20 protein-coding genes are annotated in these 22,621 nt (G+C 72.0%); 11 read left to right on the top strand and 9 right to left on the bottom strand.

The genetic code is table 11. From position 1 onward, the window contains the following. Positions 1-313: 313 nt before the first annotated feature. A complete protein-coding gene (gene uraH / locus A6A08_RS11245) occupies positions 314-658 on the bottom strand; it encodes a hydroxyisourate hydrolase (protein ID WP_073702502.1) in 345 nt (114 codons plus the stop codon). Further along, positions 655-1,209 (bottom strand): 2-oxo-4-hydroxy-4-carboxy-5-ureidoimidazoline decarboxylase, encoded by a 555-nt coding sequence (gene uraD / locus A6A08_RS11240; protein WP_073702501.1) that lies wholly within the window; start codon positions 1,207-1,209, stop codon positions 655-657. The genes uraH and uraD overlap by 4 nt, the downstream gene beginning before the upstream one ends. 398 nt (positions 1,210-1,607) lie before the next feature. On the opposite strand from uraD, the gene A6A08_RS11235 reads away from it, so the two are divergent. The 4 genes from A6A08_RS11235 (at position 1,608) to A6A08_RS11220 (ending at position 6,002) form a co-directional block, all read left to right on the top strand. Then, positions 1,608-2,405, top strand: a complete 798-nt coding sequence (locus A6A08_RS11235) for a hydroxypyruvate isomerase family protein (RefSeq protein WP_073702500.1) — start codon at positions 1,608-1,610, stop codon at positions 2,403-2,405. A 195-nt stretch (positions 2,406-2,600) separates the two neighbouring features. Next, a complete protein-coding gene (locus A6A08_RS11230; RefSeq protein WP_073702499.1) occupies positions 2,601-3,482 on the top strand; it encodes a 2-hydroxy-3-oxopropionate reductase in 882 nt (293 codons plus the stop codon). Positions 3,483-3,708: 226 nt separating this feature from the next. Further along, positions 3,709-5,424, top strand: a complete 1,716-nt coding sequence (gcl, locus tag A6A08_RS11225; RefSeq protein ID WP_073702498.1) for a glyoxylate carboligase — start codon at positions 3,709-3,711, stop codon at positions 5,422-5,424. A gap of 227 nt (positions 5,425-5,651) precedes the next feature. After that, positions 5,652-6,002, top strand: coding sequence for a hypothetical protein (locus A6A08_RS11220; RefSeq protein WP_073702497.1), 351 nt, complete (start codon positions 5,652-5,654; stop codon positions 6,000-6,002). A 45-nt stretch (positions 6,003-6,047) separates the two neighbouring features. On the opposite strand, the gene A6A08_RS11215 is transcribed toward A6A08_RS11220, so the two are convergent. Further along, positions 6,048-7,307: a M14 family metallopeptidase gene (locus A6A08_RS11215; RefSeq protein ID WP_073702496.1), complete on the bottom strand. Its 1,260-nt coding sequence runs from the start codon at positions 7,305-7,307 to the stop codon at positions 6,048-6,050. Continuing rightward, positions 7,207-7,719, bottom strand: coding sequence for a winged helix-turn-helix domain-containing protein (locus A6A08_RS29350; protein WP_143181740.1), 513 nt, complete (start codon positions 7,717-7,719; stop codon positions 7,207-7,209). The genes A6A08_RS11215 and A6A08_RS29350 overlap by 101 nt, the downstream gene beginning before the upstream one ends. Positions 7,720-7,884: 165 nt before the next feature. Between A6A08_RS29350 and A6A08_RS11205 the strand changes: the two genes are divergently transcribed. Both A6A08_RS11205 and leuA read left to right on the top strand, forming a co-directional pair. Beyond that, complete coding sequence (locus tag A6A08_RS11205) at positions 7,885-8,949, top strand: alkene reductase (RefSeq protein WP_073702495.1); 1,065 nt, start codon at positions 7,885-7,887, stop codon at positions 8,947-8,949. 453 nt (positions 8,950-9,402) lie between these two features. After that, complete coding sequence (gene leuA, locus A6A08_RS11200; protein WP_073702494.1) at positions 9,403-11,073, top strand: 2-isopropylmalate synthase; 1,671 nt, start codon at positions 9,403-9,405, stop codon at positions 11,071-11,073. Between the two features lie 321 nt (positions 11,074-11,394). On the opposite strand, the gene A6A08_RS11195 is transcribed toward leuA, so the two are convergent. Next, a complete protein-coding gene (locus tag A6A08_RS11195; protein ID WP_073702493.1) occupies positions 11,395-12,282 on the bottom strand; it encodes a CAP domain-containing protein in 888 nt (295 codons plus the stop codon). Positions 12,283-12,610: 328 nt separating this feature from the next. Here A6A08_RS11195 and recO point away from each other — a divergent pair, with 328 nt between their 5' ends. From recO to A6A08_RS11175, 4 genes are all read left to right on the top strand, one after another. Then, positions 12,611-13,342 (top strand): DNA repair protein RecO, encoded by a 732-nt coding sequence (recO, locus tag A6A08_RS11190; protein ID WP_073702492.1) that lies wholly within the window; start codon positions 12,611-12,613, stop codon positions 13,340-13,342. Next, on the top strand, positions 13,339-14,163 hold the full coding sequence (locus tag A6A08_RS11185) for an isoprenyl transferase (protein ID WP_073702491.1): 825 nt from the start codon (positions 13,339-13,341) through the stop codon (positions 14,161-14,163). Before recO ends, A6A08_RS11185 begins: the two co-directional genes overlap by 4 nt. Then, on the top strand, positions 14,163-14,960 hold the full coding sequence (locus A6A08_RS11180; RefSeq protein ID WP_073702490.1) for an SGNH/GDSL hydrolase family protein: 798 nt from the start codon (positions 14,163-14,165) through the stop codon (positions 14,958-14,960). The genes A6A08_RS11185 and A6A08_RS11180 overlap by 1 nt, the downstream gene beginning before the upstream one ends. Before the next feature lie 89 nt (positions 14,961-15,049). Further along, positions 15,050-15,868: an SGNH/GDSL hydrolase family protein gene (locus tag A6A08_RS11175; protein WP_073702489.1), complete on the top strand. Its 819-nt coding sequence runs from the start codon at positions 15,050-15,052 to the stop codon at positions 15,866-15,868. 60 nt (positions 15,869-15,928) lie between these two features. Here A6A08_RS11175 and A6A08_RS11170 read toward each other — a convergent pair whose 3' ends face one another. From A6A08_RS11170 to A6A08_RS11155, 4 genes are all read right to left on the bottom strand, one after another. Continuing rightward, positions 15,929-16,300 (bottom strand): Fur family transcriptional regulator, encoded by a 372-nt coding sequence (locus A6A08_RS11170; protein WP_073702488.1) that lies wholly within the window; start codon positions 16,298-16,300, stop codon positions 15,929-15,931. Next, positions 16,297-17,196: a metal ABC transporter permease gene (locus tag A6A08_RS11165; RefSeq protein ID WP_073702487.1), complete on the bottom strand. Its 900-nt coding sequence runs from the start codon at positions 17,194-17,196 to the stop codon at positions 16,297-16,299. The genes A6A08_RS11170 and A6A08_RS11165 overlap by 4 nt, the downstream gene beginning before the upstream one ends. Further along, complete coding sequence (locus A6A08_RS11160; protein ID WP_073702486.1) at positions 17,189-18,025, bottom strand: metal ABC transporter ATP-binding protein; 837 nt, start codon at positions 18,023-18,025, stop codon at positions 17,189-17,191. The genes A6A08_RS11165 and A6A08_RS11160 overlap by 8 nt, the downstream gene beginning before the upstream one ends. A gap of 156 nt (positions 18,026-18,181) precedes the next feature. Further along, positions 18,182-18,553, bottom strand: a complete 372-nt coding sequence (locus A6A08_RS11155; RefSeq protein ID WP_073702485.1) for a DUF6703 family protein — start codon at positions 18,551-18,553, stop codon at positions 18,182-18,184. 332 nt (positions 18,554-18,885) lie between these two features. On the opposite strand from A6A08_RS11155, the gene A6A08_RS11150 reads away from it, so the two are divergent. Beyond that, on the top strand, positions 18,886-22,578 hold the full coding sequence (locus tag A6A08_RS11150) for a CDP-glycerol glycerophosphotransferase family protein (protein ID WP_073702484.1): 3,693 nt from the start codon (positions 18,886-18,888) through the stop codon (positions 22,576-22,578). The last annotated feature ends 43 nt before the right edge of the window (positions 22,579-22,621 follow it).

The following is a 22,621-nucleotide window of genomic DNA, read 5'->3' as shown; positions in this document are numbered from 1 at the left end:
CATGCGGAAGGACCTGTCACGCACTCGAAGATTCAGGTGTCGCACCTTGGTGGGGACCTCTCCTGTCAACCGCTCCCTTCGGTCGTGCTTTTCCGGGGCTCCGCTTCGCCTTGCCCGCCCGTCGCCCCGCACCGCACCGCCCTCAACGGACGCCCGCGGCGTGGGGCCCTTCCCCGTCCGTGCGCCTGGAAGGCGGGAACCCTCGGTGCCCTCGGAGAGTCGGCCCGTTCCTCGCGGACTCTCCTCCGACGCCTCCAGAACCCCGCCGGCGCCCGAACGACCCCGGGGGGCGCGGACGCTCACCGCACGGGCGCTAGGAGCCCCGGTAGGTCGAGTAGGAGAACGGGCTCAGCAGCAGCGGGACGTGGTAGTGCGCGTCCTCGTCCGCGAGGTCGAACACGATGCAGACCTCGGGGTAGAACCCGCGCTGGCCGGTCGCGTCGAAGTAGGCGGCGGTGTCGAAGACGACCCGGTAGAACCCGGCGGCGAGCTGGTCGGGTCCCAGGTCGGGCACGCGCCCGTCGTCGTTGGTGCGCCCCTCGGCGACGGTCTTCCAGGACCTGCGGTCGCCGTCGGCCGCGGCCTCCAGCCGCACGGGGACGTCGCGGGCGGGACGCCCCAGGGCGGCGTCGAGCACGTGGGTGGTCACATGGCTCATGCGTCCTCCAGGAGTTTGACCAGGCGCAGCCCGGCGATCTTGCGCAGTTCGTCGCCCACCACGCGCAGCTCGGTGCCGCGGTCGTTGGACAGGCGGTCGACCAGGTCGGCCAGGAGCTCGCGGCTGGAGCGGCCGCTGGCGCAGACCAGGTAGATCTGACCGAACCTGTCCTCGTACTCGCGCTGGGCGTGGGCGAAGATCCGCTGCACGCGCGCCGAGGCGTCGTCCCCGGCGGAGGCGAAGACGGACTGCTCCCCGCGCGACCAGGCGGACTCGGTGTCGCCGCCCGAGGCCTTCTCCCCGATACGGGGGTGGCGGGCCAGGGCCGTGGCCGCCTCGTCGGCGGTGATCGAGCGCGCGTGCCGGTCGGCTGAGGCCAGCAGGGCGGCCCGGTCGGGGAAGGGCGCCTCGGCGACGAGGGCCCCGACCCAGCGGTCCACGTTCAGGCACTGCGCGAGCCGCGCGCGCAACTCCTCCTCCGGCAGCTTGTTCAGGCGGTCCAGGCCCGGGTCGGGTCCGGTCACCCGCTCCTGCGGGGTGGTCTCGGGCATGTGCTCTCCCGTGGCTCGGCGCGTGCCCGCGGTCCTCGGCCCGTGGGCCCCGTGGAACGCTCTCCGAGATTTTCGTAGTACAGACAAATAATTCCGCATGGCGGATTGGAGGGACTCTAGTTGATAGCAGTGTGACCCTGTCAACACCCCCGGCGCAATCGTCTGGAAGCGAGGAGATTCGTGTCATCGCACCAGGAAGATCCGTATCTCCGTACCAAGGGCGGGGAGGGGCGCGGCGGCCGATCGGGGGCGGCGGCGCGCCGGCGGGCGGAGCGGTCGGCGTCCGTCGGGATGCGAGAAGGGTGGTTGACAAGCGGGGGTGGCCGTCGCACACTTCAATCATTCCTTAAAGCGAAAACTACTTTCCACATTGCGAAAGTAGGAGCTGGAGGCAAGGTATGAGCCACACCCTCGGGTACACGGTGAACTGCTCCCTGCTGTTCACCGAACTCCCGCTCCACGAGCGCCCCCGGGCCGCACGTGAGGCGGGCTTCGACGCCGTCGAGTTCTGGTGGCCGTTCGAGAGCCCGACCCCGCCCCAGGACGAGGTCGACGCCTTCGTCAAGGCCCTGGACGGGGCCGGAGTCCGTCTCACCGGCCTCAACTTCTTCGCGGGGGTGCTCCCCGGCCCCGACCGGGGCGTGCTCTCGCACCCCTCGCGCAGCGCGGAGTTCCAGGCCAACATCGACGTCGTGGTGCGCATCGCCGAGCGCACGGGCGCCACCGGGTTCAACGCCCTCTACGGGCTGCGCCAGCCCGGAACCGACCCCGCCGAACAGGACCGGACCGCGCTGGAGAACACCCTCGCGGCCGCCCGGGCCGTGGCCGGGGTCGGCGGCACCGTGCTCATCGAGCCCATCAGCGGCGCCGAGAGCTACCCGCTCAAGACCGCCGCGGACGGACTCGCGTTCGTGGCCCGGGCGAGGGAGGCCGGCGCCGACAACGTCGCCCTGCTCGCGGACCTGTACCACCTCGTGGTCAACGGCGACGACGCCGCGGCGGTGGTCGCCGACCACGCCGCCGAGTTCGGACACATCCAGATCGCCGACACCCCCGGGCGCGGGGAGCCCGGCAGCGGACGGCTGCCGATCGAGGACCTGCTCACCTCCGCCCAGAACACGGGCTACGACGGCCTCGTCGGCCTGGAGTACAAGCCGACCGTCCCCAGCGAGAAGAGCTTCGGCTGGCTCGACTGAGCACCCGGAGCGCCTCACCGGGGACGTGACACGGCCATCCGGCCCACGGCGGCCGCGCGGCACCGAGCAGCCGCACGAGCACCGGCCCCGCGCGGTACCGGACGACCACAGGAACGCGGCACCGAGCAGCCGCACGAACACCAGCCACGCAGCATTCGAACAGCCACACGAACACCAGCCACGAAGGGGGCCGACGTGCCCATCAAGAAGATCGCCTTCATCGGTCTCGGCATCATGGGCCTGCCCATGGCCGTCAACCTCGTCCGCGCCGGCTACACCGTCACCGGGCACAACCTCAGCGAAGACCGCGTCGACGCCCTGGTGGCCGAGGGCGGCCTGCGCGGGGGGAGCATCGCGGGGGCCGTCGCCGACGCCGACGCCGTCATCACCATGGTCCCGGACTCCCCGGACGTGCAGGAGGCCATGCTCGGCGAGGGGGGCGTCTACGACAACGCCAAGCCCGGCACCCTGGTCATCGACATGAGCACCATCCGGCCGGACGTCGCCCGGGAGGTCGCCGAAGCCGGGACCGCACGCGGCCTGCGCGTCCTGGACGCCCCCGTCAGCGGTGGCGAGGCCGGTGCCGTCGAGGCCAAGCTCTCCATCATGGTCGGTGGAGACCAGGACGACTTCGAGGCGGCCCGGCCCGTCTTCGACGTCCTGGGCACCACTCCCGTCCTGGTCGGTCCGAGCGGCTCCGGCCAGACGGTCAAGGCCGCCAACCAGCTCATCGTCGCGGGCAACATCCAGCTCCTGGCCGAGGCGCTGGTCTTCCTGGAGGCGCACGGGGTGGACACCGAGTCCGGCCTGGAGGTCCTGGGCGGCGGGCTCGCGGGCAGCACCGTGCTCCAGCGCAAGGGCAGGGCCATGCGCGAGCGCGACTTCGCCCCGGGCTTCCGCATCGCCCTGCACGACAAGGACATGCGCATCGTCACCGACTCCGCGCACGCCGCCGGGGTCGCGATCCCGCTCGGCGCGCAGGTGGCGCAGTACGTCGCCGCGCTGAAGAACCAGGGCCACGGCTCGCTCGACCACTCCGCGCTGCTGAAGATCGTCGAGCAGCTCTCCGGCCGGTAGCGGCCCCGCCCGCTCCGCACAAGCTCCGCCCCGCGTCGATGTCCCCGGTGTTGGCCGCACCCGGGACACCGCGGGCGCGGCCCCCTAGCACTGTCCTCTTTCGCGGGGCTCCGTCCGCCGCCCCCCGTGTCCGTGCGTTCCGAGGGTCCCCGACCCCGGAGCGCACGGACGACGCCCCGGGGCGGCCGGGCACCCACGGGCCCCAGTACCGAAGGGTTTACTTCCCATGCCACAGATGCCCGCGATGAACGCGGTCGTGGAGGTCCTCAAGGACGAGGGCGTCGACACCGCCTTCGGCTGCCCCGGGGCGGCCATCCTGCCGCTCTACAAGGCGATGGAGCAGGTCGGCGGTATCGAGCACCTGACCGTCCGCCACGAGGAGGGCGCCACCCACATGGCCGACGGCTGGTCCCGCACGACCGGCAGGGTCGGCGTGGCCATCGGCACCTCCGGTCCCGCCGGGACCAACATGATCACCGGTCTGTACACGGCCATCGCGGACTCCGTCCCGATCGTGTGCATCACCGGCCAGCAGCGCACCGACCTGCTGGACAAGGAGGGCTTCCAGGCGGTCGACATCGTCGAGATCGCCAAGCCCGTCACCAAGTGGGCCGTCCAGATCAAGGAGGCCGCCACCGCGCCCTGGGTCTTCCGCGAGGCCTTCCGCATCGCGCGCCAGGGCCGCCCCGGCCCGGTCCTGGTGGACATCCCGCTGGACGTCGCCCAGCAGATGATCGACTACGACCCCTCCATCGACGCCCCGCTGGCGGTCAACACGGTCGAGCCGCACCTGCCGCGGGTCGAGCGCGCGCTGGACATGCTGCTGGAGGCCGAGCGCCCGCTGATCCTCGCCGGCGGCGGCGTGATCCTGGCCGAGGCCTCCGAGGAGCTGCGCGAGCTGGCCGACCACCTCCAGGTGCCGGTGCAGGTCACGCTCATGGGCAAGGGCTCCTTCGACGAGGACTCGCCCCTGTACTCCGGGATGACCGGCGTGCAGACCTCCCAGCGCTACGGCAACGCGTCCTTCCTGGAGTCGGACCTGGTCCTGGCCGTGGGCGCGAGGTTCGCCGACCGCCACACCGGCCAGATCGACGTCTACCGGGGCGAGCGCAGGTTCGTCCACGTCGACGTCGAGGCCACCCAGATCGGTCGGGTCTTCGAACCCGACCTGGGGGTGGTCTCCGACGCCAAGGTGTTCCTCCGCGAGCTGCTGGCCGCCGCGAGGCGCCGCGGCGCGACGGCGAAGGTGCGGCCCTGGATCGACCGGATCGGCGAGCTCAAGGCCACCCTGACCCGCCGCGAGGACTTCGACACGGTCCCGGTCAAGGCCCCGCGCGTGTACAAGGAGATCAACGAGGTCTTCGACGAGGACACCTACTTCGTCACCGCGATCGGCCTCTACCAGATCTGGGGCGGCCAGCACCAGAAGGCGCACAAGCCGCGCCACTACCAGATCTGCGGCCAGGCGGGCCCGCTCGGCTGGGAGATCCCCGCGGCCATCGGCGTCAAGAAGGCCCTGAAGGACACCGAGCCCGACGCCGAGGTCGTCGGCATCGTCGGCGACTACGGTTTCCAGTACATGGTCGAGGAACTGGCCGTGGCCGCCCAGTACGACGTCCCCTACGTGATCATCATGCTCAACAACGAGTACCTGGGCCTGATCCGCCAGGCCTCGATCCCGTTCGACATGAACTACCAGGTGGACATCCACTACGACGAGTACGGCACCGACAACGTCAAGCTGATGGAGGCCTACGGCTGCTCCGGACGCCGCGTGTGGGAGCCCGGGCAGATCCGCGAGTCCCTGGAGTGGGCCCGCAAGCAGGCCCAGGCCACCTCGCGGCCGGTGCTCGTCGAGATCATGATCGAGCGCGAGGCCAACACCCCGCACGGCCCGGCGATCGACGCGGTCAAGGAGTTCGAGCCGCTCCCCGGCGCCTGACCGCCCTCCCCGGAGGGATCCCGGCCGGTCCGCCGCGGCGGACCGGCCGGGATCGCGCGCACGGATGAACCGCTCGTTACGGTGTTGTGTCCGGAGTGTGTCGCGGCGTGGGTTTTCTCCGGCGCGGACCTGGGGAAACGTGGGAAACACGTGGACGACGGGGCCGCCGTGTCAGAGAGCGGCGGACACAACGGACCGTCGTCGGCACTCTCGGAAGTTGGAAAAGCATGTCCCCCCACGCGCGTTTCCTCTCGGCGGCCGCGGCCGCGGCCGCGGCGCTCACCCTCTCCGCCTGTTCCCCCGAGGGCGGCTCGGAGGAGGAGTTCCGGCAACTGCTGGTGGAGAACGGGCTCCCCGGCGAGGAGCTCAGGATCACGGCACCGGACTCCCAGGGGTTCTGGTGGGCCACCTACGACGTCAGCGGCGACTGCCAGCTGCAGTTCAAGTGGAACGGGGCGGGCCCCGTCGTGCTCTACGGGGCCCAGGCGGACGGCTACCTCCGGGAGGCCCCGGAGGAGACCCACGTGGAGGACTTCGGTGTCGACGACGTCCAGCGGGCCTGCGAGGGGAAGTTCTGACGGGGGCCGGCCCCGGGCCGCGCGCCCGGGGCCGGATCCGTCGGGTCAGCCGCAGTGGGCCGCCTCCGCGCCGATGATCCGGTACGGGCAGTCCGCGTAGTCGAGCAGGCGCAGCACGGCCTCCTCGTTGCGCGCGGTCTCGCGCTCGACCACCGACGAGGGCGGGTAGAAGCCGCCCTCCCACGCGCTGCTCGGATACATCTCGTAGGTGAAGTTGACGATGCGCTGGTCGCCCCACAGCCAGTCGTTGATCGACCCGTCGGTGACGTAGAGGTCGCTGGACTGCTGGGGCGTGTAGCCGTTGGCGTCGGCCATGTACTCGCCCAGCGCCGCGTGGGTCTCGTACTCCTCCCGGGTCATGCCCTCGGCGACGTCGGAGTAGGTGTGGCCGAACGGCCACAGGATGAGCTCGCTGTAGGTGTGGAAGTCGACGGCGGCGGTGATCTGCTGCTCTCCGCCGACGACCCGGCCGCGCACGAAGTCGGCGATCACGCGCACCTCGGTCGCGGACTCGGGATACGGGCCCCGGTAGGTGATGCTGCGCGGGTCGCCCGAGGAGCCGCCGCAGCAGCCCCACATGTAGTCCCAGTTGCGGTTGAGGTCGGTGCCGAGGGCGGAGGAGCCCTGGTTGGGCTGCCGGTTCTTGCGCCAGTTCCGCCAGCGGGTGCCCGACATGTCGTACTCGCTGCCGTCCGGGTTGACGTTGGGCAGGATCCAGATCTCGCGGCTGTCGACCAGGTCGGTGATCCGTGGATCGCTGCCGTACCCGTCGGTGAGCATGCGCATCAGGTGGACGGCCATCTCCACGGTGAGGTGCTCGCGCGCGTGCTGGGCGTGGACGAACAACACCTCGGGCTGGTCCTCGTCCGTGTCCACGTCGTCGCTGATCTTGACCGCGACCAGGTCGCGTCCCTCGTGGGACCGGCCGATGACCGACCTCTCCGCGATACCGGGGTGGTCGGCCACCACCTGGTCGACGACGCCGAGCAGTTCGGCGTAGGTGGTGTAGCCCGGGTCGGGGCTGTTGAAGGGGACCGGCGGGTCGAACTCCTCGACGCCGTGTCCGAGCCGGCCGATCTCCGCGGCGTCGTCGGGGGTCGCGGTGACCAGGACGGAGTCGTCGCCGACCTGGTCGATGGCGGCGCCGGTGGCGGCGATCGCCGTGCGCTCCTGGGCGGTGCGGACGCCGTGGACCTCGTAGAGGTCATAGGCCGGTTCGGCTTCGGCGCCTGTGGCCAGGGTGCCCAGGAGCAGGGCGCCGACGGCCGCGGGAACGAGGGTTCTGGAAAGGGGATTGATTGCCACGATGCCTCCGTGAGCGGGGGTGAGGCGTCGGATACGTGGCGTTATTGCACGAGAAAGCCATACGTTCTGTCAATATGGCTAACTTTCCGTCATATGCGTGGCGAACTGACTTGTTTGACCACCCGGGCAGGTGAAGCCCGCTCCGCGTCCGCGTACACGGGCGCGCCCCGTGGCCACATCCGGCCACGGGCACCGGGGCGCGCCGCAGCCGCGACACCGCCGTCTGCAGCGCCGCGGCGGGGTCGGGCGGCGGCTCCTCCCACAGCTCCTCGCGGAGCCGGTCGGCCGGGACCGGTTCGCCCCGGTGTACCAGCAGCACGGCCAGCAGAGCCCGGACCTTGGCCCCCGGGATGTCGACGGGGTCGCCCTCGTCGGTCCACACGGCCAGTTCCCCGAGCACCCCGAACCGCATACCGGGAACCCTGTCCACACGGCCTCCGCGCCCCCTCCGGGCGGCGGGACATCCGTCGTGACAGCGGACGGACAGGGCCCGGCAAGGAGCCGGAAAGCGGCCCCTTCTACCGTGAGGGCGTTCCCGAGGGCACCACCCTCACGACCCAGACCTACGGAGTACACCGTGAGCGACCTGTTCGATTCCGTCAGGATCGGCCGGATGCAGCTGCCCAACCGCCTGTTCATGGCCCCGATGACCCGTTCGCGCTCCCGTGGCGGCAGCCCGGGCGACCTGACCGTCGAGTACTACGCCCAGCGCGCCTCGGCCGGACTGATCATCACCGAGGGGGTCCAGCCCAGCGTCCGCGGCCAGGGCTACACCGACACCCCGGGTCTGCACAGCGCCGAGCAGGTCGAGGCGTGGAAGCGCGTCACCGGCGCCGTCCACGAGAGAGGGGGCCGCATCTTCGCGCAGATCATGCACGCGGGCCGGATCGGCCACCCCGTCCTCTACCCCGACGGAGGCCTGCCGGTCGGCCCGTCCGCCGTTCGCTCGGGTGCCTCCCTGTTCGACGGCGAGAAGATGCTTCCGCACCCGGTGCCGCGCGAGATGACCGCCTCCGACATCGCCGAGGCCCTGGACGACTTCGCCTCCGCCGCCCGGAACGCGGTCACCGCCGGGTTCGACGGGGTGGAGGTGCACGGAGCCAACGGCTACCTCATCCAGCAGTTCCTCGCCGACGGCAGCAACCGGCGCACCGACGACTACGGCGGCAGCGCCGAGAACAGGGCCCGTTTCGCGGTGGAGGCCGTGGACGCCGTCGCCGACACCATCGGCGCCGACCGCACGGGCCTGCGCGTCTCCCCGGGCACCGCCTTCAACGGCATCAGCGAGAGCGACCCCCTGGAGCAGTACCTCGCCCTGCTCGACGGGCTGCGGCACCGCTCCTCCGAGCTGGCCTATCTGCACCTGACCGAGTCGGGGTCGGCCGAGTACACCCAGCGGCTGCGCAAGGAGTGGGCGGGCGCGTTCGTGCTCAACACCGCCTCCGGCACCGACCTCGGTCCCGTCACCGCGGCCCTGGCCGAGGAGCGGGCGGACGCCGTCGCCGTGGGCGCGGCCTGGCTCGCCAACCCCGACCTGCCCGCCCGCATCCGGGCCGGAGGGCCCTTCAACGCGCCCGACCGGGCCACCTACTACGGCGGCGACCATCGCGGCTACACCGACTACCCGGCCCTGGAGGGCTGAGGGCCCGCGCGGAAGAGAAATCCCGCCGACGGTACCGGCCCGGCCACCGGCGCGCTGTGCGGCGCGCCCGATGGCGGCCTCGGGTGTTGGCCGCACCCTGGGTCCCGTCGGCGGGATCTGCAACAACCCCCCTAGCACTGAAGGGTTCACTGAAATGGTACAGACCTGTCGAGGGTCTCTCGAAATCGAGGTACCTGTAGTGGCGCGGGCGGCGTCGCCCCACCGCGCCGGCCGGAGGATGCCCAGTTCAGGTGACATGCGTCCCACTATGCGGACGTGAGGTACCAGGATTTCGCGCCGGTCTGCTAGCGTGATGACCGTTATGCTGCGCGAGCTGCTCCTCCTTAGTGGCCGCGGCGGGGGTCGTTAAAAGGTCGACTCCCTCGCCGCGGGAATTCGGCTTGCCCTGGTCGACCGTGACCACGCGCCAGAACCACCCGAGGAGCCACCGAGATGGTGCCGCAGCAAAAGCCCAGTTCCATGCCCTTCCACCGTTACGCGCCCTTCGCGCCGGTGGACCTGCCCGACCGCACCTGGCCGACGAAGACCATCACCGAGGCGCCGCGCTGGCTGTCCACGGACCTGCGCGACGGCAACCAGGCGCTGATCGAGCCCATGGACCCCGCCCGCAAGCACGAGATGTTCGAGCTGCTGGTCCGGATGGGCTACAAGGAGATCGAGGTCGGCTTCCCCTCCGCCAGCCAGACCGACTTCGACTTCGTCCGGTCCCTGATCGAGGGCGACCTGATCCCCGACGACGTGCAGATCTCGGTGCTGACCCAGGCCCGCGAGGACCTGATCGAGCGCACCGTGCAGAGCCTGGTCGGCGCCAAGCGCGCCACCGTGCACCTGTACAACGCCACCGCCCCCACCTTCCGGCGCGTCGTCTTCCGCGTGGACCGCGAGGCCTGCAAGGAGATCGCCGTCGAGGGCACCCGGCACGTCGTGCGCTTCGCCGAGCAGTACCTGGAGGGGACCGAGTACTTCGGCTACGAGTACTCGCCCGAGATCTTCGTGGACACCGAGCTGGACTTCGCCCTGGAGGTCTGCGAGGCCGTCATGGACGTCTGGCGGCCCGGACCGGGCCGCGAGATCATCCTGAACCTGCCCGCCACCGTCGAGCGCTCCACGCCCAACGTCTACGCCGACCAGATCGAGTGGATGAGCCGCAACCTGTCGCGGCGCGAGCACGTGGTCCTGTCGGTGCACCCGCACAACGACCGCGGCACCGGCGTGGCCTCGGCCGAGCTGGCCGTCATGGCCGGGGCCGACCGTGTCGAGGGCTGCCTGTTCGGGCACGGGGAGCGCACCGGCAACGTCTGCCTGGTCACCCTGGGCATGAACCTGTTCAGCCAGGGCGTGGACCCGATGATCGACTTCTCGGGGATCGACGAGATCCGCCGTACCGTCGAGCACTGCACCCAGCTGCCCGTGGCCCCGCGCCACCCCTACGGCGGCGACCTGGTCTACACCGCCTTCTCCGGCTCCCACCAGGACGCCATCAAGAAGGGCTTCGCCGTCCAGGAGGAGGCCGACGCCTGGGACGTGCCCTACCTGCCCATCGACCCCAAGGACGTGGGCCGCAACTACGAGGCGGTCATCCGGGTCAACAGCCAGTCCGGCAAGGGCGGCGTCTCCTACATCATGCAGCGCGACCACGCGCTGGACCTGCCGCGCCGCCTGCAGATCGAGTTCTCCCAGGTCATCCAGAAGTTCACCGACGCCGAGGGCGGGGAGTTCGCCGCCGAGCGCATCTGGGAGATCTTCTCCGACACCTACCTGTCCGACGGCGGTCCGGTCGCGGTGCTGGCGCACCGCTCCTCCACCGACGGCGACGGCACGTACCGGATCGAGGCCGACGCCCGCGTCAACGGCGAGATCCGGGAGCTGGCCGGTACCGGCAACGGCCCGATCTCCGCGTTCTGCGACGCCCTGGCCGACGTGGACATCAAGGTCCGCGTCATGGACTACGTGGAGCACTCCATGGGCGGGGACGGCGACGCCCGCGCCGCCGCCTACGTGGAGGCCGACATCGACGGCCGCGTGGTATGGGGCGTGGGAATCCACAGCAGCATCACCACGGCCTCGCTGAAGGCCCTGTGCAGCGCCATCGGCCGCGTCTGACACGCCTTCGCCGCCCGTCCGGCGGCGTACCGGGGCCCGGAGCCGACCGCCTCGCCGCGGCGGCTCCGGGCCCCGGCCCGTCGAGGGCGGCGGCCCCCTGGACCCGTGGCGGCTGGGGTCCTCCCGGTGCCACCATGCGGTGCGCGGTGTACGGCGAGACCGTCCGGAGGCGCGTGCGGCGGCGCCCGCCACGAAGACCGCGTGAACGCGGGACGGGGCCGGGCACCTCGGCTGCCTCCTCACTCCTTCGCAGGCAGCCGTCGCACTCCCCTCGCACGCGCCGGGCCGCCCCCCGCACGGGGAGGCGGCCCGGCGCCCGGTCTACTTCCAGCCGAACATCTGGGTCCACGCGTTGCCGGACTCGCCGACACCGATCGAGACCAGGTCGCAGTTGAGGATGTTCCGGCGGTGGCCCTCGCTGTTCATCCACGCCTCCATGACCTGCTCGGGGCTGGTCTGCCCCTTGGCGACGTTCTCCGCGCCCCAGGCGTCGTAGCCGTGGCGGCGGGCACGGTCGCCCGGCCCCTCGCCCTCGGGGCTCTCGTGGCTCATGTAGTCGCGCCGGTTCATGTCCTCGCTGTGCTCCTGGGCGGCGGCGGTCAGCCGCGAGTCCACCTTCAGCGGACCGCACCCGGCATCGGCGCGCTCGGCGTTGACCAGGGACACGACCTGGTCGGCCACCGCGCCGGCGGAGGCGCCGGAGATGCCGCCGTCCTCACCGCGGCCCCCGCCGCCGTTCCCGCCCGGGTTTGCGTTCCCGCCCGTGCCCCCGCCGCCGGAGCCGGAGTCGGAACCGTCGCGGCCACCGCCGTCGCCCTCCCCGTCGCCGGAGTCCTCCTCCGGGATCGAGGAGGCCGTCACGTCCGCGCTCCGGGGCCCGCTGTCGCCGGAGGGCGTCGGCTCCTGCTCCTGTCCCCCTTCCGGCGTCGCGGGGGGTCGGGCGAAGAAGTCGTCGTCCTCGGAGGCCTCGGGAGGGGACTCGGTGACGGAGGCCCCGGTCTGCCCCGACGCCTGGCCGTCCGCCGTGTTCCGGAAGGGGTCGAGGTCCTCGCCCACGCCGGTGACCAGCAGCGCACCCGCCAGTACCAGGCCGACCGGTACGGCGGCCAGGGAGACCGCGAGCGGTACCCCGCGGCGCCGGTGTACGCGGCGGTTGGAGCGGTGTCCGCGGGCGCTCATCCTGCGCCTGCCTCGGCGACCACGCGCCATGTCGCTCTCCTTGGGATGGGATCGGTCGGACACACCGCGGGTGGGTCGGGCCTCCCCGGTGGCGGGAGGCGTCCTTCCGCAGCCCGTGCTGCTCGTGCCCGTGGCCACACGGGTTCCCGGTGGCCGGTGTCGGGAGCGCGCGTACGCGCGCGGTGGCGCCGGAGTGCCGCGGGGGAAGGGCGGCGGGCCCGACATGGAGCGCCTAGCGCGTGAGAGTAGAGCAAATATCCCGAAAAGGGAAACCAAACTGTAATAAAGCTGGTCAAGATGGGGTTTTCGGAGCCGACCGGCCGCGTGGACGGTCCGCGGCATCCGCGACAATGGGGGAGTGAGTCTCTACCGCGACGAGGGTGTCGTCCTGCGCAACCAGAAACTGGGCGAGGCCGACCGCATCGTCACCCTCCTGACCCGAAGAACCGGCCTGGTACGCGCCGTCGGCAAGGGGGTGCGCCGCACCAAGTCCCGCTTCGGTGCCCGGCTGGAGCCGTGCACCCACGTCGACCTGCAGCTGCACACCGGTCGGACCCTGGACGTCATCACCCAGGCCGAGACGGTGCGCTCCTACGGCAAGGCGGTCGTGGCCGACTACGCCCGCTACACCGCCGCGACCGCGATGCTGGAGACCGCCGAGAAGGTCGTCTCCGTGGAGAAGGACCCGGCGCTGCGCCAGTTCCTCCTGCTCATCGGCGCCCTGCGTACCCTGGGGGAGGGCAGCCACGACTCCCGGCTGGTCCTGGACGCCTACCTGCTCCGCTCACTCGCCGTCGCGGGGTACGCCCCGGCGCTGGACGAGTGCGCCCGCTGCGGCAGCAGGGGAGAGCACCGCGCGTTCGCGGTCCACGCTGGCGGTATGGTCTGCTCGGTGTGCCGTCCCCACGGCTCCGTGCACCCTTCCCCGGACACGGTCCGACTGATGTCGGCCCTGCTCGGAGGGGACTGGGACGGCGCGGACGCCAGCGAGGGCAGGCACCGCTCCGAGTGCAGCGGGTTGGTCGCGGCCTACCTGCAGTGGCACCTGGAGAACGGCATCCGATCACTGCGCCACGTGGAGCGTTCTTGAGTCTGTTCAGCTTCGACACCGGTAAACGGCGGGAGTACACCGCGCCCGTTCCGCACCCCAGCGGCGCGCGTCCCCCCGAACTGCCCGCCGCCCTGGTGCCCAGGCACGTGGCGGTGGTCATGGACGGCAACGGCCGCTGGGCCAAGGAGCGCGGGCTGGCGCGCACCGAGGGGCACAAGGCCGGTGAGGCCTCGCTCTTCGACGTGATCGAGGGCGCCCTGGAGATGGGCATCCCCAACCTGTCCGCCTACGCCTTCTCCACCGAGAACTGGAAGCGGTCCCCCGACGAGGTCCGCTTCCTGCTGGGCTTCAACCGCGACACCATCCGCAGGCGCCGCGACGCCCTGCACGCGCGCGGAGTCCGCGTCAAGTGGGCCGGGCGCGCGGGGCGGCTGTGGAAGAGCGTCATCAAGGAGCTCCGGGACGCCGAGGAGATGACGAAGGACAACACCGGGCTCACCCTCCAGTTCTGCGTGAACTACGGCGGCCAGGCCGAGATCGTCGACGCCGCGCGCGAACTGGCCCGCAAGGCCGCGGCGGGGCTGGTCTCCCCGGACAAGATCACCGAGGACACCCTCTCCCAGCACCTGTACGCCCCCGAGGTGCCGCCCGTGGACCTGTTCGTGCGCTCCTCCGGTGAGCAGCGCACGTCCAACTTCCTCCTCTGGCAGTCCGCCTACGCCGAGTTCGTGTTCCTGGACACGCTCTGGCCCGACTTCGACCGCCGCGACCTGTGGCGGGCCTGTGAGATCTACGCGAGCCGGGACCGCCGCTACGGCGGAGCCGTGCCCAACCCCGTACCGGAGGAGAAGAAGCAGTGATGTCATCGCAGGACGGTTCGGTGCTCAGGCCGGGAATGTCGCTCGTGTCGGTGGGGGACAGCTTCACCGAGGGCGTGGGCGACCCCTACCCGGGTCCGGAGGCGCGGTTCCGCGGCTGGGCGGACCGGCTGGCCGAGCACCTGGCCGACCACCTGGGCGAGATCCGGTACGCGAACCTGGCGGTGCGCGGCAAGCTGATGCGCCAGATCGTCACCGACCAGGTCCCGCCCGCCCTGGCGATGTCCCCGGACGTGGTCACCCTGAGCGCGGGCGGCAACGACCTGCTGCGCCCGGGCGGCGACCCCGAGCGGATGGCCCGGATCCTGGACCACACGGTCGGGCGCCTGCGAGGCGCGGGGAGCCAGGTCGTGCTGTTCACCGGCGTCAACGTCACCACGGGTTACATGCGCGGCACCATCGGCCTGTTCGCGCGCTACTACATGCACGTGCGCGCCGTCGCCGACAAGTACGGCTGCTTCCTGGTGGACCAGTGGCCGATGAAGGTGCTCACCGACTCCCGCGCCTGGGACGAGGACCGGCTGCACATGTCCCCGGAGGGGCACCGCCGCCTGGCCCTGCGCGTGGCCGAGGTGCTGGGCGTGCCGGTGGAGGAGCGCTGGGACGAGCCGTGGCCCGCGCTGGAGCCGGTCAGCTGGGCCCGGGCGCGCCGGGACGACCTGACCTGGGTGAGGGAGTCGCTCGGCCCGTGGATCGGGCGCCGCCTGACGGGGCGCTCCTCGGGGGACTCGGTCACGGCCAAGTACCCGGAACTGACCCGGATCACCAAGGACCGCTGACCCTCCCGGTGTGACGTGGCACCCAAAAGCCGGAGAAGCATCAACCTACTGTCGCGTAACCCGGGCGCGGAGTTGCATCATCGTTCACCATGAGCGGTTTTGGGACGGACGCGGCGCAGCAGGACATCATCTCCTACGTCGCCCTCGGTGACAGCTTCACCGAGGGCATGAGCGACCCCTACCCGGACAGCGACAGCGTGCCCAACGGCCGCTACCGGGGCTGGGCCGACCGGGTGGCCGAGCACCTCGCCGACCACGTCGCCGAGGTGCGCTACGCCAACCTGGCCGTGCGCGGGAAGCTCATCGACCAGATCATCGCCGAACAGGTCCCCCGGGCCGTCGAGCTCGCACCGGACCTGATCACGCTGTGCGCGGGCGGCAACGACATCATCCGCCCCGGCAGCGACCCCGACGCCGTGGCCGTGTCCTTCGCCGGAGCCGTGGAGGAGCTGAGCCGGACCGGAGCGCGCATCGTCGTCTTCACCGGATTCGACACCAACTGGCAGCCGGTGATGCGCCACATGCGCGGCAGGATCGCCACCTACAACATGCACCTGCGGGCCATCGCCGACCGCTACGGCTGCGACGTGGTCGACGTGTGGAGCATGCGCATCCTCGACGACCCCCGCGCCTGGAACTGGGACCGCCTGCACCTGTCCCCGGAGGGGCACCGCCGCATGGCCCTGCGCGTGTGCGAGGTGCTCGGGGTGCCGGCGGAGGGCGACTGGAAGGAGGCCTGGCCGGTGGCCGAGCCCCGCGACTGGCGGGCCGCGCGCCAGGAGGACCTGCTCTGGGCCCGCGAGTTCCTGGTGCCGTGGATCGGCCGCCGCCTCACCGGCCGTTCCTCGGGGGACAACGTGAGCCCCAAGCGCCCCAGCCTGGAACCGCTGCGCCTGTACCACGACTAGGGACGGCCGGCGCCGCGACCGGGCGCACCGCCGGGGAGTGCCGGGCGGACCCGGCCCGCCCTAGGAGCAGCTCGCGCAGGTGCCGAAGACCTCGACGGTGTGCGTCACGCCGGTGAAGCCGTGCTTGGCGCCCATCTCGGCGGCCCACTTCTCCACGGTCGGACCCTCGATCTCCACGGCGGTCGCGCACACCCGGCACACGATGTGGTGGTGGTGGCTCTCGGTGTCGCACGCCCGGTAGACGGCCTCGCCCTCGTCGGTGCGCAGCACGTCCACCTCGCCGGAGTCGCTCAGTGCCTGCAGCGCCCGGTAGACGGTGGTCAGCCCGATCTTGGAACCCTCGGCGCGCAGGTCCGCGTACAGGTCCTGGGCACTGCGGAAACCGGAGGACCCGCTCAGAGCCTGGCGTACCGCTTCGCGTCGTGTACTCATGTCACCCTCCCCCGATCAGTCTGGGGCATCGTACCGGCCGCACCCGCCCCGGCGGGTCGGCGGGTGGCCAGGGCCCGGCGCCCGGAGACGCGGCGCGCCACACCCCCGACCGCCACCGACACGCAGAAGACGGCCAGGGCCAGCACGACGATCGTCGCGCCCGGCGAGAGCTCGGCGTAGAAGGACGTGGCCAGGCCGCCGACCGAGGACAGCAGGCCGATCGTCACGGCCAGGAGCATGGTCACCCGGAAACTCTTGGTGAGCTGCTGGGCGGCGGCGACCGGGACGATCATCAAGGCGCTCACCATGAGCACGCCCACCACCCGCATGGCGATCACCACCGTCAGCGCGGCGGTCACCGCCAGCAGCACGCTCAGGAAGCGCACCGGCAGGCCGTGGGCCCGCGCCACCTCCTCGTCCTGGCACAGGACGAACAGCTCGCGGCCGAACACCGCCACCACCGCGGCCACCCCGGCGGCGAGTACGCCCACCACCCACAGGTCGGCCTCCTCCACCGTACTCACCGAACCGAACAGGTAGGAGACCAGCGTGGCGTTGCTCGCCCCGGGCGTGAGGCCGATGAGCAGCACACCGCCCGCGATGCCGCCGTAGAACAGCAGCGCCAGGGCCACGTCCCCGCTGGTGCGGGTGCGCACGCGCACCAGTTCGATGAGGACGGCGCCCAGGGTGGCCACCACGGCGGCGGTGAGTACGGGGGAGGTGCTGGTGAGCAGGCCCAGGGCCACCCCGGTCAGGGCGACGTGGCCGATCCCGTCGCCCAGCAGGGCCAGGCGTCTCTGGACGAGGTAGGTGCCGATGACCGGGGTCACCAGGCCCACGAGCACGGCCGCGATCAGGGCGCGCCGCATGAACTCGTAGTCGAGCAGCTCAGTCACGGCCGGGTACCTCGAGTCGGATCATCTCCGCGGCCGTTGTGGGTTCCACGGCCTCGGGGGCGTTGGGGTCGGGATGCGGGTGCTGGTGCTCGTGGCCGGGGCGCGCGCACTCGCCGGTGGGCTCGGGCGCGGCGCCGTCGTGCGCGACACGTCCGGACTCCAGCACCACGGCGCGTTCGATCACGTTCTCCAGCGGGCCCAGCTCGTGCAGGACCAGCACCACGGTGGAGCCGCGCTCGCGCAGGCGGGCGATGGTGCGGGCCAGCGCCTGCTGGTTCTCGGCGTCCACACCGGCCATGGGCTCGTCCATGACGAAGGTGTCGGGCCGTCCGGCCAGCGCGCGGGCGATGAGTACGCGCTGCTGCTGTCCGCCGGACAGCTCGCGCACCGAGTCGCGGCCGCGGCCGGCCAGGTCCACGGTCTCCAGTGCCTCGTCGACGGCGGTCCGGTCGGCGCGGGTGGACAGGGACAGGCGGCGGCGCGAGGCGACCTGTCCGGAGGCGACGATCTCGCGGACGGTGGCGGGAACGGCGCCTCCGGCGGTGAGCCGCTGGGGCACGTAGCCGATCCGCCGCCAGTCGCGGAACCGCCGCAGCGGGGCGCCGTGCACGAGGACCTGTCCGGAGGTGAGGGGCACGATGCCCAGCATCGTGCGCATCAGGGTCGACTTGCCCGACCCGTTGGGGCCGAGGACGGCCATGGTCTGGCCTGCGGGTACGCCGACGTCCACCCCGTCGAGCACGGGGACTCCGTCGTAGGCCACACGTGCGTCGACGACCTGGAAGGCGAGCGGTACGTCGGCCCCGACGTCCGTGAACTGGTCAGACACCGTCCCATTATCACGAAAACGAAAACGGTTGTCAAAATATGGCGGATTCACGGCGCACCGGGAGGACACGACGCGTCGTCAGGGCGCGGCGGGGCCGCGGGAGCGCGCCGGTCCGGTCCGGGGCGGCCCCGTCCCGGCCTCCGGCGCGTCCGCGGATCAGTAGCCCAGGACGCGTGCCGCCGCGAGCACCAGCACGACCGTCACCGTGAGCACGCGCGCCATCCGCAGCCGACCGTCCAGGGAGGGCCACGTCAGGAACGCCAGCCACGCGAGGAACGCCGCCGCCAGCAGCAGGCACAGCGCCCCGACCAGGCCGGGCGCCATCAGGCCCGCGATGAACAGGGCGCCCAGCACCAGCGGTGCCAGCCACCGGGGGCGCTGGTGCAGCCACACCAGCGGCACCGCGCTGCGCTCCTCCACCGACCGGCGCAGCCTGCCCGCGCCGGGCGTGTACAGGGGGTTCCCCTCGGGCGGGGGGTGGTCCGGGTCTCGACGCCGCTTCTCGTCACCGTGTTCGGGAGGGGCCATGCTGTCCGTATCCGCTTCTGGTCCTGTGCCGCCGCCGGGGGGTCCGTCGGCCGGACGCACCCGCCCCCGGGCGACGGTCGGCGGGCCCGCCGGGCCTGTGGTGCCTGTCTCCCGAACCCTAGTGCAGGGCCCCGGCGCGCCGCCGGGCGCCCGGGGGCGGCTCCTTTTGCCGCGCGCCCCCGCTCCGTGCGGCGGAACCCGTCGGGGCTCCGCACATCCGGGGTAACAAAGAAATCACTTTGAGCCGCCGTTCGTCCCGCGAACGCGGGTGACACTTATGGTTACGACCACATTGCCCTTAGTAACCACTTTCTCGGAGGGTGTCGACTTCCGTGCCCCAAGCCACTGTCGTCGTGACGTTCGACGTCACGGAGCCCCACCTGCAGAACTGCCTCGACTCCCTGGCCCGCCAACACGGCGGTGACCGGGGCGGGGCCCGAGCGCCCGAGTCCGCGGCGCCCGTCGAAGTCCTCCTCGCTCCCGTCCGCGGCCGTGCGGCCGCGGACGGGACACCTCCCGGGCCCGAAGCCGCCTCCGGGAGCGCGGACTCCGGCTCCCACGGTGAGGACGACACCGTGGAGGAGACCGGAAACCCCGTCCGAGCCGAGGAGGGGGACCAGGGGGACGAGTCCGTGGAGTCCGCGCGCGAGGACGCACGCGCCGTCGCCGCCGCGTTCGCCGGGTCCCCGCCCCCCGGCCTCGCAGTGGCCCTCCTGCCCGGCGGACCCGCCCCCGACCGGCCCGCCGCGCGCGCACGCGCCACCGCCGCCGCCCACGGCACCCACCTGCTCTTCCTGGAGGGCTCCGACGCCCTCACCGGCTACGCCCTGGACTACCTCCTGCGCAGCGCCGCCGACACCCACTCGGACCTGGTGGCCGGCAACGTGTACAAGTTCAACGAACTGGGCGCCTCCCCCTCCAAGGCGCACCGCAGGTCCTGCGCCAGGCACCGCGTGGCCGAGAACCCCCGTGAGGTCCCCGGCCTGGTCGCCGACGGCACCCTCGGCAACAAGCTCTGGAGCAGGAGGTTCTGGGAGTCCCTGGCCGACCACTCCCTCGACCCCGAGGACGCCGACCTCGGCCTGCGCCGGGCACTCCTGTCCGCCCGCACCGTCGACGTCCTGCCCGGGCCCGTCCTGCTCAGGCGCGAGCACGAGGCCGCGCGGGTCCCCCTGGACAAGACCGCCCTGACCCGCCGCCTCACCGCCATGGGAGAACTCGCCGCCGACCTGCACGGCCCCGACCGCGACCTGTGGGACCGCACCCTCCTCCGGGGCGAACTCCACCAACTCCTCCTGAAGCTGGACGAGGCCGACGAGCAGGTCCGCGCGGTCGCCGTCGACCTGCTCAACGACTACCTCGACCACGTGCCGGTGCGGCTCCTGCGCGGGCTCAGCGTCCTCGACCGCCTCCTGTACCACCTGGTGCGCAAGCGGCGCGTCTCCGACATCCTGGAGGTCGCGACCTTCGCCAAGAGCGTCGAGATCAAGAAGGCCCCCGTCGTGCGGCGCGGTCTCGGCTACTACGTCCGCTACCCCTTCTTCGAGTCCGAGGACCCCGCCAGGGCCGTGCCCCGCGAGGTGTACCGGCTGGACGAGGAGATCCGGGTCCGCCAGAAGACCGAGGAGATCCGCTGGGAGCACGGCCGCCTGCACGTCAGCGGCCGGATCGGCATCCGCCACCTGCGCGCCCGCAGGCGCTGGCAGCAGCACGTGGTGGCCTTCGCCGTCAACACCGCCACCGGACGCAGGGTCCGCGTGCCCGTGCGCGTCCGGCGCGCCGCCGAGTACCGGCTGCCCGACGTCGCCGACGCCGCCCGCCACGACTACGGCGGCTTCACCGCCGTCCTCGATCCGCGCAGGCTGCGCGCCTCCGGCTCCTGGGAACCCGGCGACTGGAAACTGGAACTGGTCATCCTCAACCGGAGGATCACCCGGCGCAAGTTCGTCTCGGGACCCGTCCCCGGCCCGCCCGAGCGGCCCGGCTACCACCAGGTGGACGAGGACGTGTGGGTGCGGCCGTACTGGAACAGGGACCGCCAGCTGGTGGTCGGCGTCGAACCGACCCGTGTCCGCGTCACCGGCCACCGCTTCGACACCCGCACCAGGGAGTTGGAGCTGGAGGGCGAACTGGTGTCCGAGACCGCGGTCCGGGCCGCCGAGCTGCGCCTGACACGGCGCCCCGGCACCGCCGTGCTCACCTACCCGGTCTCCGTCCACGGCGGCCGCCTCACCGCGCGTGTGCGCGCCGAGGAGCTCTTCGACCGCGGCGTCGTCGAGTGCGGCGGCGTGATCCGCCAGGAGGAGTGGGACGTCCACCTGGTCCTCCCGCGGGAGCGGAGCGTTCCGCTGGTCCTGCCCGACGAGGCGGACACCACCGCCTACGCGGACGAGGGCGTCCGCCGGGAACTGGCCGTGCAGCGCACGCCGACCGGCCACCTGAGGCTGCGCGCCGGGCACGCCCGCCCCACGGTCGACCGGGCCCGCTGGCAGGGCCGCGCCCTGCTGCTGGAGGGCGAGTTCCTCGACCGCGCCGAGCTGCGCCTGGTCGCCAGGGCGCGCGGCCGCGACGAGGAGCACCTCCTGGCGGTGGAGCGCTCCGGCCGGCGCTTCACGGCCCGGTTCGCCCCGGCCGACGTCGCCACCCTGTCGGGCACCCTGTCCCTGCCCGCGGGCACCTACCAGCTGTGGGGACGGGTCGGCGGCCCCGCGGCCGAGGGCGGCCCGACGGACGTGGGCGTGGAGTTCTCCGACGCGCTCATCCCCGAGCTGCCGCTGGAGATGCAGACCAGGGAGCGCGCCTACGTCCTCTCCTACCAGGGGCGCGGCATCCCCGTGCTCCAGGTCGGCAGCGACCTGCGCCCCTTCGAGCGGGGCGCCTTCGCCCAGCGCGAGCTGCGCGAGCACCACTACCCGGCCCAGCGCCGGGAGCCCGTCACCGAGGGCATCCTCTTCGACACCTACACCGGGCGCCAGTACTCCGACAGCCCGCAGAGCGTCTACGCGGAGCTGCGCGGGCGGGAGCGCTGGGCGGACTACCCGATGTCGTGGCTGGTCGCCGACGGCCAGGTGCGCCTGCCCGACGACCTCGTCCCGGTGCGCCACCGGGGCCGGGAGTACTACGAGGCCCTGGCGCGCAGCCGCTACCTGGTCACCAACTCCCGCCAGCCCGCGTGGTTCCACCGCCGCCCCGACCAGGTGGTCGTGCAGACCTGGCACGGATCGATGCTCAAGCGGATCGGCTTCGACGTGGAGAACATCCGCGGCAAGTCGCGCGACTACTTCGACAAGCTCGCCTGGGAGACCCGGCAGTGGGACTACCTGGTCTCGCCGAGCCCGTGGGCGACCCCGATCCTGCGCAGCGCCTTCCGCTTCGAGGGCGAGATCCTGGAGACCGGCTACCCGCGCAACGACATCTTCTTCGCCCCCGACCGGGACGCGATCGCCGAGCGCACCCGCAGGCTGCTCGGCCTGCCCGAGGGTAAGAAGGTGGTGCTGTACGCGCCGACCTGGCGCGACGACAAGTACTACACGCGCGGCAAGCACAAGCTCGACCTGCACCTGGACCTGCAGCGGATGTACGACAAGCTCGGTGACGACCACGTGCTGCTCGTGCGCCGGCACCCCCGGGTGGTGGACAGTGTGCCGGTCGTGGGGGAGGGCTTCGTCCACGACGTGTCCCTGTACCCGGAGATCATGGAACTGTTCCTGATCACCGACGTGCTCGTCACGGACTACTCGTCGATGATGTTCGACTTCGCCAACACCGGCCGCCCGATGCTCTTCTTCACCTACGACCTGGAGGGCTACCGGGACAACCTGCGCGGGTTCTACTTCGACTTCGAGGAGACCGCGCCGGGGCCGCTGCTGACCGGGTCCGACGAGGTCGTCGAGGCCCTGCTGGACATCGACGAGGTGGCCGCCCGCAGCGGGGCCGCCTACCGGGCCTTCGTCGAGCGGTTCTGCCCGCTCGACGACGGGCACGCGGCGGCGCGCGTCGTCGACCGGGTCTTCGGCCGGGACTGACGGAGGGCACGGCGGCGCGGACGCCCCGGAGGGGAGCCCCTCC

It is taken from the genome of Nocardiopsis sp. TSRI0078, assembly GCF_001905145.1.
Lineage (GTDB): Bacteria > Actinomycetota > Actinomycetes > Streptosporangiales > Streptosporangiaceae > Nocardiopsis.
Note: the sequence above shows the minus strand (reverse complement) of the source record. Positions and strands in the feature narration are given on the sequence as shown.

What these genes read in the sequence shown, in the direction of transcription:
- uraH (WP_073702502.1), bottom strand. Translation starts at nt 658, where the DNA reads ATGAGCCATGTGACCACCCACGTGCTCGACGCCGCCCTGGGGCGTCCC.
- uraD (WP_073702501.1), bottom strand. Translation starts at nt 1,209, where the DNA reads ATGCCCGAGACCACCCCGCAGGAGCGGGTGACCGGACCCGACCCGGGC.
- A6A08_RS11235 (WP_073702500.1), top strand. Translation starts at nt 1,608, where the DNA reads ATGAGCCACACCCTCGGGTACACGGTGAACTGCTCCCTGCTGTTCACC.
- gcl (WP_073702498.1), top strand. Translation starts at nt 3,709, where the DNA reads ATGCCACAGATGCCCGCGATGAACGCGGTCGTGGAGGTCCTCAAGGAC.
- A6A08_RS11220 (WP_073702497.1), top strand. Translation starts at nt 5,652, where the DNA reads ATGTCCCCCCACGCGCGTTTCCTCTCGGCGGCCGCGGCCGCGGCCGCG.
- A6A08_RS29350 (WP_143181740.1), bottom strand. Translation starts at nt 7,719, where the DNA reads ATGCGGTTCGGGGTGCTCGGGGAACTGGCCGTGTGGACCGACGAGGGC.
- leuA (WP_073702494.1), top strand. Translation starts at nt 9,403, where the DNA reads ATGGTGCCGCAGCAAAAGCCCAGTTCCATGCCCTTCCACCGTTACGCG.
- A6A08_RS11195 (WP_073702493.1), bottom strand. Translation starts at nt 12,282, where the DNA reads ATGGCGCGTGGTCGCCGAGGCAGGCGCAGGATGAGCGCCCGCGGACAC.
- A6A08_RS11180 (WP_073702490.1), top strand. Translation starts at nt 14,163, where the DNA reads ATGTCATCGCAGGACGGTTCGGTGCTCAGGCCGGGAATGTCGCTCGTG.
- A6A08_RS11175 (WP_073702489.1), top strand. Translation starts at nt 15,050, where the DNA reads ATGAGCGGTTTTGGGACGGACGCGGCGCAGCAGGACATCATCTCCTAC.
- A6A08_RS11170 (WP_073702488.1), bottom strand. Translation starts at nt 16,300, where the DNA reads ATGAGTACACGACGCGAAGCGGTACGCCAGGCTCTGAGCGGGTCCTCC.
- A6A08_RS11155 (WP_073702485.1), bottom strand. Translation starts at nt 18,553, where the DNA reads ATGGCCCCTCCCGAACACGGTGACGAGAAGCGGCGTCGAGACCCGGAC.